This window comes from Streptococcus infantis (assembly GCF_047460685.1).
Classification (GTDB): Bacteria; Bacillota; Bacilli; order Lactobacillales; family Streptococcaceae; genus Streptococcus; species Streptococcus infantis_AD.
In genome coordinates this window covers 1-11,449 of sequence record NZ_JASHFS010000028.1, presented here as the reverse complement: position 1 = coordinate 11,449, position 11,449 = coordinate 1, and the positions used below count along the sequence as shown (strand labels likewise).

The following is an 11,449-nucleotide window of genomic DNA, read 5'->3' as shown; positions in this document are numbered from 1 at the left end:
AGTTGTCTAAAGCTCTCTCCTTTCTTTCTTAATTCATATATTTGAACTTTATCTTCATAAGTTAATTTCATAATAAAAACACCCCAAAAGTTAGATTTTTATGTCTAACTTTTGGGGTGCAGTTCATTTTCCCGATCTTTTTTGGTTTGCAATGAGTTTTAGATCCAGTAGCTGATTGGGGCTAGAAAAGTGACCCAATCTAGTAATTTCTGTTCCATCATTTTTAATGACATTTGTCATATCTCCTCATGACAGAAGCTTCTAGTAATTTTACCTTCAAAGAATTATACTAGATGTATCAAATGGAGGAAGAAAAAAATGAAACATAAAGTAATTGTCGCAATGAGTTTAGTAGCAGCAGGAGTCATGACTTATCTCATGTTCTCAGGATTGGACGAAGGCTTCTATCATTTTCCTTGGGAGTTATTTGCAGGATTTGGCATGATGTCTTGGTTGATCCGAGAAGGTTTGAAATTGGTCTCAGATGTGAAAAAGGAGTTTGAAAAATGAAAAAAGCGATTCTCTATTTCTTTATTGGACTATCACTAGTGGTATGGTTGGTCGAAATGTTTACAGGGTGGTTTGACCAAGCCTTCCTTCACCAAGTCATTCGCGGTGCTTGGGGTCTAGGATTTATGATTTTTATCGTCTTTCCGATGGGAAAGGAGTGGCTGAAAGGAGAGTATCATGAACATGATTAAAGTAGAAAGCCTAAATAAAAGCATCAAGGGCAAGGCTATATTGAAGGATATTTCCTTTGAGGTGACTGAAGGTGAATGTGTCGCCTTGATTGGTCCAAATGGTGCCGGTAAGACAACACTCTTGGACTGTTTGCTTGGAGATAAACTGGTCACCAGCGGTCAAGTATCCATCCAAGGCTTGCCAGTGACGAGTTCTCAGTTAGACTACATTAGAGGCTACCTCCCTCAAGAAAATGTCATTGTTCAGAAATTAAAGGTTAAAGAGTTGATTGCTTTCTTTCAAAGCATTTATCCAAATCCCTTAAACACTCAGGAGATCGATCAACTATTGCAGTTTGACAAGCAACAAAAAGAACAATTGGCAGAAAAATTGTCAGGTGGGCAAAAGCGTCTCTTTTTATTTGTCTTGACCTTGATTGGCAGACCAAGGCTTGTCTTTTTAGATGAGCCAACTGCGGCCATGGATACCTCAACCCGCCAACGTTTTTGGGAAATTGTCCAAGACTTAAAAGCGCAGGGAGTCACCATTCTCTATTCGTCTCATTATATTGAGGAAGTAGAGCATACAGCAGACCGGATTTTGGTCTTAAATAAGGGAGAGTTGATTCGTGATACGACACCTCTAGCCATGCGCAGTGAAGAGATTGAAAAGCACTTTATCCTTCCTCTGGCTTACAAGGAAGTCATCGAACAGTCTAACTTGGTTGAAAACTGGTCACAAAAACAAGATGCCCTGCAAGTAGTCACACGCGAAGCAGATGCTTTCTGGCAACTGTTAGTTCAGGCAGGATGTAGGATTCAAGAAATTGAAGTCAATAACCGTAGCTTGCTGGATACAATCTTTGAAGAAACACAAAAGGGAGATGACTAAGATGAAACGATGGATCGCACTAAACAAGATAGAATTTCTATTGACCAAACGACAATTAGTCTATTATCTATTATCCGTAGGAATGCCGACAGCCTTTTATTTATTCTTTTCAGGCATGTACCAGGACACACCAGGTGGACCAGCGAATTTTATGCGCGACTACCTCATCTCCATGACGGCTTTTTCCATGATGTCTACCGCTATCTTTTCATTCCCAGTTGTTTTACATACCGACAAGATCAACAACTGGCAGAAAATATTACGTCATAGCCCTGTAAATATGGTAGAATATTATCTATCAAAGATAACAAGTATGATGGTTGATTATTTGGTCTCAATTCTGGTTGTTTTCTCAGTTGGACATTTTGTAAGAGGTGTGGACATGTCTCTTGGAAACTGGATTGGGGCTGCGCTTTTGCTGATAGTAGGAAGTGTTGCCTTTGTAGCTCTTGGCTTGACCTTGACTCTCTTACCTTCTAGTCAGTTGATGTCTGTCGTAGGCAATCTTCTTTACTTTGGCTTGGCTGTGTTAGGCGGACTCTGGATGCCTGTCTCTTTATTTCCAGACTGGATGCAAGCAATCGGGAAGCGTCTACCAAGCTATCAGTTGATGGAATTGATCAAGACCTTCTTAAATGAGGGTGGCATCAATTTATCAGCCACAGTTTATCTACTTGTTTTTTCAGCAGTTTTGTTTGGTTTGACCATTTACCTTCAAGGTCATAAGGAGAATGCTTAATGCTTGAAAGACTGAAGAGCATAGACTATATGTATTGGGCCAGTTTGATTTTTATGGTTTTTCCCATCCTTCCTGTAGTGATTGGGGAGCTTGCTGTCTGGCATTTATTGATTGATATTCTATTTGTAGTGGCGTATTTGGGTGTTTTAACAACTAAGAATCAGCGCCTATCTTGGCTTTTCTGGGGCATCATGCTGGTCTATGTAGCTGGGAACACCGCCTTTGTTGCTGTAAATTATATCTGGTTCTTCTTTTTCCTTTCCAATCTCTTAATTTATCATTTTGGCGTACGTAGTTTTAATTCTTTACATGTCCGGACTTTTCTCCTTGCTCAAGTGCTTGTGGTGGGGCAACTGTTGATTATTCAGAGAATCGAAGTTGGGTTTCTATTCTATCTACTTGTAATTCTTGCTTTTGTCGATTTGATGACTTTTGGTTTGGTTCGGATTCGTATTGTAGAGGATTTGAAAGAAGCGCAGGCCAAGCAAAATGCCCAGATAAATCTCTTGTTAGCTGAAAATGAACGTAGTCGTATCGGTCAGGATTTGCATGATAGCTTGGGACATACCTTTGCTATGCTGAGTGTCAAAACAGATCTGGCCCTGCAGTTGTTTCAGATGGAGGCTTATCCACAGGTGGAAAAGGAATTAAAAGAAATTCACCAGATCAGCAAGGATTCCATGAATGAAGTGCGAACCATTGTGGAAAATCTGAAATCACGGACCCTAGCTTCAGAGCTTGAGACTGTTAAGAAGATGCTGGAAATTGCTGGGATTGAGGTTGAGGTTGACAATCAATTGGACAAGGCTAGCTTGACACAGGATGTGGAGTCGACGGCTACTATGATTTTGTTAGAACTGGCAACCAATATCATCAAGCATGCCCAAGCTCAAAAAGCCTATCTAAAACTGGAACGCACAGATCAGGAATTGCTCTTGACAGTCAGAGATGACGGGAAAGGCTTTGCAACTGTAGAAGGAAATGAACTGCACACAGTACGAGATCGTGCCTCAGCCTTTTCAGGTCAGGTAGAGCTAGTTAGTTTGAAAGACCCCACAGAGGTGCGCGTGCATCTGCCTTATAAGGAGAGAAAGTAGATGAAAGTATTAGTCGCAGAAGATCAAAGTATGCTGAGAGACGCCATGTGCCAGCTCTTGAGCTTTCAACCAGATGTGGAGACTGTCTTGCAGGCGAAAAATGGAGCCGAGGCTATCGAGGTTTTGGAGAAAGAAGCAGTAGATATTGCTATTCTTGACGTCGAAATGCCAGTTAAGACAGGACTAGAAGCGCTCGAGTGGATCAAACAAGAAGTGCCTGAAACCAAGGTAGTTATCGTTACGACCTTTAAACGTCCAGGCTATTTTGAACGAGCGGTCAAAGCAGGAGTCGACGCCTATGTCTTGAAAGAGCGAAGCATCGCCGAACTCATGCAAACCCTGCATACGGTGTTAGAGGGACGCAAGGAATATTCTCCAGAGCTGATGGAAGTCATGATGACCCATCCCAATCCCTTGACCGAGCAAGAAGTCGCTGTTCTACATGGAGTAGCCCAAGGTCTCTCCAACCAAGAAATTGCGGACAAGCTCTACCTCTCAAACGGCACTGTCCGTAATTACATGACCAACATCCTCTCTAAACTCAATGCCAGCAATCGAACCGAAGCAGCCAAAACTGCCGAAGAAGAAGGCTGGTTGTGAGGGGAGAGAAAGAAAAAATCTCTTAGAAATAGATCTAAGAGATTTTTGTGTGTTGTTCAGGTTTGTTTTGCTACCTAGCCAATGGCATCGCTTGGTGGGTTTTCGGTATCAATCCAGATGAACTCAATTCTTAATGATATATGGAAGTTAAATTACAATGTTGTATTTTTCAGATTGACTTGAATTTACAGAATTTGTTAAGTAGTAAAGTGATTTCTAAAAGTATTGAACAATATTGGTTTTTTGAGACTATAATAAATCTTCTGACATAAATTTATGATTACTAATGGCAGAATTTATTAGGGAAATAAAGTAATCTAGACATTGATAAGTTTTATCCTTTAATTCAATTATGTCTTGAATTGAAAATCCTTTCCCATTATCTTCAAAAGAAATATTTCCGTGAGCTAAATAATTTCTCTTGTTTTTAATTGTTAAAAGAGCACCACCATAATCTCTAAATGAATCATTATTGTATGTAATACCGTGTGTTTCTAATATCTTTTTCATTTCTTTAACATCTGCATTGCCAGAAAGATGAAAAGATTCCTTTTCTATTGCCACACTATAATTATCGTCTATTACATTTAAAATCATATCAAATACGGTTTGATTTAACTCATTGCTATTTATTTGATTCAAATAGTTTTTAACCCATAATTTTTGAATTGATTCAATCGCTTGACTAAAAGATATTTGTTTATCGTTTAAAGTGCTATAATATTCTAACATTGAAACTCTTATGGTTGATTCAACTAAATTATATAGCATTAAAATAGAATTGGATTTCATAATTTTAACAATTGCTTCAAAACTATCTTTATCCTTAATATGCAGTAGGAAATCTAGTTCAGTCAAAACTTCGGGAGAGCTAATTATTTGTATTTCGAATAAATTAGTCAACACATTTGGAATTCCCATTATAGATTGTTCATAAATATTAATTACATTGATAAAATGATTAATTTCGTTTTTCAATTTTTCATATTCAGTCATTAAATTCACCATTTAATAAAAAGTCTCTAACTCCATGTATTCTACTAATGACTTTAGCTCTATTATTAGCAGCATCGGAAGTTGTCCATTTTTTAAAGTGGTCACTGTTTAATAGTTTATCTATTTGTTCTACGGAGACATTTAACTGGGGAGATTCCCTTAAAGCAAGATTAATACCAACTGAAAGGGCCTCAAAACGTACCCGAGGTGTATGATTTCGATCCTCTTTCTGAAATCCTCTCTCAAAATTATCGGACACAAATTTCATTGTTTTATTAAACTCATCTTCAAATGAAAGTTTTATTTCATCAGACCAATTTTTTCCAGCTTCTTGGATATAGCCATCAACAAAATTCATCACTGAGCCATCATAATTATCTAAATTATTACTATAAGCAAAAAATCTACTTACTAATTCAATATCTTCTTTCCGGTTAATTTTATTTTTGGAAAGATTTGTATTCTTCCTAAAGAGTTCATCTTCTGCTAAGTTTTTTATCAATATCATAAGAGGATTATCAAGTTCTCTTCCTGCCCGAATTTCACTTGTATTGGCACGTAAGGAACTAGTATTGAGTCTATCAAATAATTCTTTGCGAACATCTGCTGGAGTATTATGTTTCAACACAATGACTCTCAATGATCTAGCTTTTAATCGTCTTATTTCATTTTTAGGCATTTCATCCAAGGTGCAATCATTTAATTCGGTAAGTTTGTTTAGGCCTACCAATTTTAATTCTTCATTAAAAAACTCAGATAAAGTTGAAATTCTTTGTAATCCATCAACTATTTCCATACTACCTTCATCCGTATCAGCTAGAAATATAAGAGGAATAGGGTAATCAAGTAGTAACGATTCTATAAATCTTGATTTTTGCTTTGGTCCCCATAATAATTCGTTACGCTGATAGTCAGGAGAAAAAATTTCATTCTCATTATTATATAAATCTACAATAAAACTAATAGGATAATCTCGAGTATCATAATTAAGTTCATATTGTAAACGATCTATTTGTTCTTGTATTCTTTTCTGCTTTTCTTCATCTTCAAATAATTTTATTTGCTTAAGCATAATAATCCTCCAAATGTTTCAATATGCTTTTTCCTATTACCTCTCCGAGCTTTGGAGGGACAGCATTGCCAATTTGTGTTGCAATTCTTTGAATGGAGAATGAGTCTAAATTATTGATAAATTGATAGGTTTTTGGAAAACTTTGTAAAATAGCTCCTTCTCTAAGGCTAAGTGCTCTATCTTGTTCTGGATGCCCAAACCTACCATTTCCATAACCGGGGAATTGAGTTGTTATTGTAGAGGATGGTTTATCCCATTCTAATCTACCATATACGGAACCATAAGTTGCGCCACTCTCCTTTTTAAAACATTCCGGTAATAAAGAATCATCCCAGTCTCTCCACGTCCCTCCTGGTTTAGAACTACGAATTCGACTTAAATTAATATCAGATAGATTTCGAGCTGTATGCAACACATCTAACGGGTCGGTCTCTCCAGCGTTTAACTTAGGTAGATCCCCTATAGCCTGTCTAATAGTCGGGTAATCCTTTGTAGACAATTCTTCTATAAAGGAAATTTCTTCAAATTTAGATGCTAGAAGTAATAAACGTTTTCTATTTTGGGGAATGCCATAAGCAGGGGCAAAAGCAATTTTCCAATTTACTTTATATCCTTCAGTTTCTAGTAATCTTAGAAAATTGTTAAAAACAGTTTCTTTAGCTAGTTGTGGTACATTTTCCATTGAAACAATATCTGGCTTTACCAATCTAACTTGCTTTCCAAAGTAGTCTAGTAAATCCATCTTTTGAATTGTATTTTTATTATTTTTATATTTGTGACTATATGTCGAAAAAGGTTGACAGGGAGCACATCCAATCAGCACTTTTATGTCAGTATCTGATGGATATAACCCTAGTATTTCATCGTCTTCAATTTCCTTAACATCTTTTAAAATAAATTTAGCATCATTGTTGTGCTCGTACGCAAATTTGCTTTTTTCATCAATATCATAACCAGCAACAACATTGATACCCGCTTGCTGAATACCATACGTTAGACCGCCTACACCACAAAATAAATCAACTGCATTTATTTTCATATCGGCCTCCTATTGCTTTTTGTTTTATCTTTACATTTTACCATAAATCAACAAAAAAAGCAGTTCTGATATTAGACTAATTTATCAGAACTGCTTAGGGTTTCTTTATTTCACCAACTTCTTCATCTCATCAATACGTGCGACTGTCGCGTCGTATTTAGCTTGATAGTCGGCTTGTTTGTCGCGTTCTTTTTGGACGACTTCTGGTTTGGCATTGGCTACGAAGCGTTCGTTAGAGAGCTTCTTACCGACCATATCCAGTTCTTTTTGCCATTTAGCCAGTTCCTTGTCGAGACGAGTGAGCTCTTCTTCGACATTGAGGAGGTCTGCGAGAGGCAAGTGACGAGTCAGCTTGAACAAGGTGAAAGCCAGCGTCTTTAGGCGCTGGCTGGTAATTTGGACTTATAGCGTTCTGGTGCAAACCACCCGTTTGACGGGTGGTTATGATTTTAAACAATAATTTTTAAATGAACCTATTTTTTTGCTCAGTTTTGAGTGTTGTGACACACTAGATATCAATCTTTTTCAGATAACAAAAATCTAGATAGATGGCAATAAAATATTTTATTAAAATTAATAGAAATCCCTTGACAAAGCCATTTCGGGGGGGGGGTATAATAGATAGTTGTATGATAAATATACTCAAAAATCGGATTATGGCTATAGGGGAACATTAAACCAATATGAATAGATATAATAGGGAAGAATTGCTTTATATGTTTGGGTATTGTTTTCAAGTTTTAAAAACAGTATCGGATTTGGAGCAGGCTATTTCGGCTGAACAAAATAAAGCCTATGATGGCATTATGGATAAATATTATAGAATTAAAAAAGTATTTAACATAATTATCATCAGCATTCTTATAATAGGTTTTATGTATAAGTCGATTAAAGACAGTTTAGTGCCAACTATATTTACTTTCCATATAGCTATAGCTTATGCTTTGTTACAGTTTGCGTTTTATCCTATTTTTGCTATTGTAAAAGCATTTTATAATCATTCTGCCAAGAAGGAATTTTCAAATGCTTATGATAATGATGCTTCTAACAAATATCGCCAAAAAGGTGTAGAACTGTTGAGAGATAAGCAGTTCCTTGACTATAAAGAAGAAATTCCAGAAGATTATTTTAATATGGATGACCTATATCTCTTATATAGTTATCTAGAAACTTATAGAGCTGATAACTTTAAAGAAGCAGCTAACTTACTGGCGGAAGAAAAACACCGTGAAAGAGTGGAATACAATCAGGAAGTAATGCAAAGTAGTTTAGCTACTATCCAAGATAATGTTCGTTATCAATCTGTAATTCAGACAATTCAATTATTAGAGACAAGGACTCATCATAGGATTATAGAAAACAGGTAATCAGAGGATTAGAATACTGAACTTTGTTCCTCTTAGGAGAACAGGTTATAATTTTGAAAATGAATCATGAATTTTATACTAGGAGAATATATGCAAAAGAAAGATATTTTATTAGGTGCTGCTTTAACTTCTGTTCTTGTCGGTGCCGATGTTGTTAATACTGCTGTTCAAGCGGATGAACTTACACAACCAATAGAATCAACAACTACACACAAAACACCAGTTACTGGTCAAGATTTGACTAAGGCTCAAGAAGTTGCTAAATCAGCGCAATCAACAGTTGACCAAAAGACTGCCAATGTGAAAGTTGCCGAAGACCAACAATCAGCCACTACAAAAGCTGTTACAGATGTCAAAGAAGATGTCAAAACTGCGCAAAATGCATCTGCAATTGTCGAAGAACAAAACAAGGTAATTGAGGCTAAAACTGAGCAAAAATCAGAACTCAATACCGAACTTTCAGACGCAAAAACTGCCGAACAAACAGCAAAAAATGAATTCGTAGCAGCTCAACAAGCCCATGATAACGCTACAAAAGCTGTCACATTAGCAGAGAGAACTGTCGAAGACAAGAAAGCTGCTTTGAACCAAGCAACTGCGACAACTAGTCAAGACCCTAAAGAAATCCAAAAAGAATTGGATGATGTTAATAGTCAAGTGACTGCAAAATCTACACAAATTGCTGCAACGACTAGTCTCATTGATGCCAAACAACAAGAAGTGGATAATTACAAACCAATTATCAAAACGATTGATTTAAATCCATCTGAACGTAATGCAGTAGCTCATGACAATCTTATGGATTACGAGCATAACCGTAACAATGTGCCAAAAGATGCATCTGGTAACCCAACAATGGAACCTGTCAACTTCCAAGGTGTCAAAATCGTTGAAATCGAAGCAACTCAAGATATGTTGGATTTCCAAAAAGCACTTGAAGACTACCGTAAGGCACCATATGACTTTGCAACTCGCACTTACAAGAAACGTCCAGTATTCCGCTACAAAGTGGATAACCGCGGATTGTCCCAAGCATTTGTTAAATTGTTGAATGAATTACGTGAAGCAAACGGTGTCGCAGGTAATATGCAAGTGGATGACGCTTACTTGGATTACGCCCAACAACGCGCTAACGAGATGCAACGTAATAATGTATTGAGTCATAAGACATCATTGACTGCGCCAGGGGATAAAAATGAAAAAGGTCTCGAAAATGCCAGCGATGGTTTCGGAGAGTTTACATCTTCCGAAGATGGATATATCCATTTTAATCGAATTGAAACAAATGAAACGTTAGCTTACGATATGCTACTTAGATGGTATGATGAATACACAAACGTAACAGGTGCCAATCACGGGCACCGCCGTTCACTTCTAGCGCCTATGGGTGGTAAGATGGGTCTAGCACTTGCTAATATTGTGGGTTCTAATGATACATCACGCTATGCCGCATTTGAAAATAATGCACATACTGGTAGCACATATTCAACTGATGAAGACGGCGCAACATATCTTGAAGAAGAAAGTGAGTCCAGCAAGAAATTCTGGGATAACATCCATAACTTCAAAGATGATGCACTAAATCCAACTTTCTACGGTCGCAAAATGAAATTCATCGCAGACCATCACTTTGTGTTCGTAACTCGTAAACAAGAAGGCGATAACAGCTCTCTTGTACGCGATTTAAATGACCTAAAAGCTCTCAAAGAACACCAAGAAGATGAACGAAACGCACTTGTAGCGCGACAAACTGCATTAGCTGGCAAGTTGTCAGCGGCTACACGTAGTCAAGAACAACGTGCTGCGGCTATTACAACTGCAACAAACGAATTAAACAAGGCAACTTCAACTCTTGCGAGTGCTAAGTTAGCTGCCCAAGCAACTACAGAAACTCTTGAAGAAAAGAAAGTTGCAGCTGACCGTGCTACAAATTACGTCAAACATTTGACTGGACGCGTAGCGGCTGTCCAAGGTGAAATCAATAAAGCAACTGAGGCTCGTGATAAGGCAGCTCGCCTGCAAGGCCAATTGGGTGACTTGAATGCTAAATTGGCTAAGGCTGAAGAAGATAAAGCAGCTGCCGACAAACGTGTGGCGGACGCAAAAGTTGCGCTTACACAAGCTCAAAAAGCACTTTCTGACGCTAAATCTAATGTTCAACGTTTGACTGATATTCTTGCAATTGACAAAGCTCTTGCAGTTTATCAAGACACAACAGGTGTAGTTTCTGCAGTTACGCGTGAAACACCAAGTGTTGAAGAACTTCCAGCTTTTGATTTGAATGCCGAATTGAACGGTTACAAAGTGACTCAAAATGAAGATGGAATTGGTGCTACAACAGTTGACGCACTAACTGTGACACCAACAGAACTTCCAGCTTTTGACCTAAACGGTGAATTGAATGGTTACAAAGTGACCCAAAATGAAGATGGAATTGGTGCCACAACAGTTGACACACCAACTGTAACACTGACAGAACTTCCAGCTTTTGATTTGAATGCCGAATTGAATGGTTATAAGACAAGTCCAAAACATGCTGGTGCTAGACCGAATGACACGCCATCTCAAATATTACCTACGTTTAGTAGAAAAGATGCGACTAAACAGGAGTTACCAAATACTGGTAGTTATTCTCGAGTGGAACGTCAGATAGCTCTCGGTGGATATACTATTTTGGGATTAATTTTAGGATTTACAATTCAACGTAAACGTGAACGCTAAAAGGGATAAAATTTGTCATTTTTATAAGGTTGTTTTAAGAGCCTTGGACAAAATAGTTCTCAACCACAAAAAAGCTAGAGGTTTCCAATTGCGGAACTCTAGCTTTTTAATTGTGACTATTATAGTCACTTAGTTTATAAAATACATGTTATAATAAAGCCATGGCATATAGTACAGATTTTAAACAACGAGCATTAGATTACATCAAAGAGGGACACAGCCATGTCGAGGCGGCCAAAGTTTTTG

12 protein-coding genes and 1 pseudogene are annotated in these 11,449 nt (G+C 37.5%); 9 read left to right on the top strand and 4 right to left on the bottom strand.

Annotation, left to right across the window (positions count from 1 at the left end; genetic code table 11):
• The first annotated feature begins 318 nt into the window (after positions 1-318).
• The 6 genes from QM917_RS10300 to QM917_RS10275 are packed head-to-tail and all read left to right on the top strand — an operon-like array spanning position 319 to position 4,008.
• Positions 319-510: a hypothetical protein gene (locus QM917_RS10300; RefSeq protein WP_000681201.1), complete on the top strand. Its 192-nt coding sequence runs from the start codon at positions 319-321 to the stop codon at positions 508-510.
• Positions 507-701 carry a hypothetical protein gene (locus QM917_RS10295; RefSeq protein WP_414285696.1) on the top strand — a complete coding sequence of 65 codons (195 nt, stop codon included), beginning with the start codon at positions 507-509 and terminating at the stop codon, positions 699-701. Before QM917_RS10300 ends, QM917_RS10295 begins: the two co-directional genes overlap by 4 nt.
• Complete coding sequence (locus tag QM917_RS10290) at positions 688-1,572, top strand: ABC transporter ATP-binding protein (protein WP_414285695.1); 885 nt, start codon at positions 688-690, stop codon at positions 1,570-1,572. The genes QM917_RS10295 and QM917_RS10290 overlap by 14 nt, the downstream gene beginning before the upstream one ends.
• A gap of 1 nt (position 1,573) precedes the next feature.
• Positions 1,574-2,311 carry an ABC transporter permease gene (locus QM917_RS10285; RefSeq protein ID WP_414285693.1) on the top strand — a complete coding sequence of 246 codons (738 nt, stop codon included), beginning with the start codon at positions 1,574-1,576 and terminating at the stop codon, positions 2,309-2,311.
• Positions 2,311-3,408, top strand: a complete 1,098-nt coding sequence (locus QM917_RS10280; protein ID WP_414285691.1) for a sensor histidine kinase — start codon at positions 2,311-2,313, stop codon at positions 3,406-3,408. The genes QM917_RS10285 and QM917_RS10280 overlap by 1 nt, the downstream gene beginning before the upstream one ends.
• On the top strand, positions 3,409-4,008 hold the full coding sequence (locus QM917_RS10275) for a response regulator transcription factor (protein WP_414285689.1): 600 nt from the start codon (positions 3,409-3,411) through the stop codon (positions 4,006-4,008).
• Between the two features lie 249 nt (positions 4,009-4,257).
• Here the strand turns inward: QM917_RS10275 and QM917_RS10270 are convergent, their stop codons facing one another.
• The 4 genes and pseudogenes from QM917_RS10270 to QM917_RS10255 all read right to left on the bottom strand — a co-directional run.
• A complete protein-coding gene (locus tag QM917_RS10270) occupies positions 4,258-5,004 on the bottom strand; it encodes an MAE_28990/MAE_18760 family HEPN-like nuclease (protein ID WP_414273123.1) in 747 nt (248 codons plus the stop codon).
• Complete coding sequence (locus tag QM917_RS10265) at positions 4,997-6,076, bottom strand: DUF262 domain-containing protein (protein WP_414273124.1); 1,080 nt, start codon at positions 6,074-6,076, stop codon at positions 4,997-4,999. Before QM917_RS10265 ends, QM917_RS10270 begins: the two co-directional genes overlap by 8 nt.
• Positions 6,069-7,115: a DNA cytosine methyltransferase gene (locus QM917_RS10260; protein WP_414273125.1), complete on the bottom strand. Its 1,047-nt coding sequence runs from the start codon at positions 7,113-7,115 to the stop codon at positions 6,069-6,071. The genes QM917_RS10265 and QM917_RS10260 overlap by 8 nt, the downstream gene beginning before the upstream one ends.
• A 105-nt stretch (positions 7,116-7,220) precedes the next feature.
• Positions 7,221-7,457 (bottom strand): annotated as a pseudogene (locus tag QM917_RS10255) (hypothetical protein); the annotation flags it as partial.
• A 341-nt stretch (positions 7,458-7,798) separates the two neighbouring features.
• Between QM917_RS10255 and QM917_RS10250 the strand changes: the two are divergent.
• The 3 genes from QM917_RS10250 to QM917_RS10240 all read left to right on the top strand — a co-directional run.
• Positions 7,799-8,482 (top strand): hypothetical protein, encoded by a 684-nt coding sequence (locus tag QM917_RS10250; protein ID WP_414273126.1) that lies wholly within the window; start codon positions 7,799-7,801, stop codon positions 8,480-8,482.
• A gap of 90 nt (positions 8,483-8,572) precedes the next feature.
• On the top strand, positions 8,573-11,203 hold the full coding sequence (locus QM917_RS10245; protein WP_414285688.1) for a CAP domain-containing protein: 2,631 nt from the start codon (positions 8,573-8,575) through the stop codon (positions 11,201-11,203).
• A 161-nt stretch (positions 11,204-11,364) separates the two neighbouring features.
• The coding region (locus QM917_RS10240) for an IS630 transposase-related protein (protein ID WP_212750421.1) at positions 11,365-11,449 on the top strand (85 nt) is incomplete at its 3' end.

Coding starts and splice junctions, on each gene's coding strand:
- QM917_RS10295 (WP_414285696.1), top strand. CDS start 507: ATGAAAAAAGCGATTCTCTATTTCTTTATTGGACTATCACTAGTGGTA.
- QM917_RS10275 (WP_414285689.1), top strand. CDS start 3,409: ATGAAAGTATTAGTCGCAGAAGATCAAAGTATGCTGAGAGACGCCATG.
- QM917_RS10270 (WP_414273123.1), bottom strand. CDS start 5,004: ATGACTGAATATGAAAAATTGAAAAACGAAATTAATCATTTTATCAAT.
- QM917_RS10265 (WP_414273124.1), bottom strand. CDS start 6,076: ATGCTTAAGCAAATAAAATTATTTGAAGATGAAGAAAAGCAGAAAAGA.
- QM917_RS10280 (WP_414285691.1), top strand. CDS start 2,311: ATGCTTGAAAGACTGAAGAGCATAGACTATATGTATTGGGCCAGTTTG.
- QM917_RS10260 (WP_414273125.1), bottom strand. CDS start 7,115: ATGAAAATAAATGCAGTTGATTTATTTTGTGGTGTAGGCGGTCTAACG.
- QM917_RS10300 (WP_000681201.1), top strand. CDS start 319: ATGAAACATAAAGTAATTGTCGCAATGAGTTTAGTAGCAGCAGGAGTC.
- QM917_RS10250 (WP_414273126.1), top strand. CDS start 7,799: ATGAATAGATATAATAGGGAAGAATTGCTTTATATGTTTGGGTATTGT.
- QM917_RS10285 (WP_414285693.1), top strand. CDS start 1,574: ATGAAACGATGGATCGCACTAAACAAGATAGAATTTCTATTGACCAAA.
- QM917_RS10290 (WP_414285695.1), top strand. CDS start 688: ATGAACATGATTAAAGTAGAAAGCCTAAATAAAAGCATCAAGGGCAAG.
- QM917_RS10245 (WP_414285688.1), top strand. CDS start 8,573: ATGCAAAAGAAAGATATTTTATTAGGTGCTGCTTTAACTTCTGTTCTT.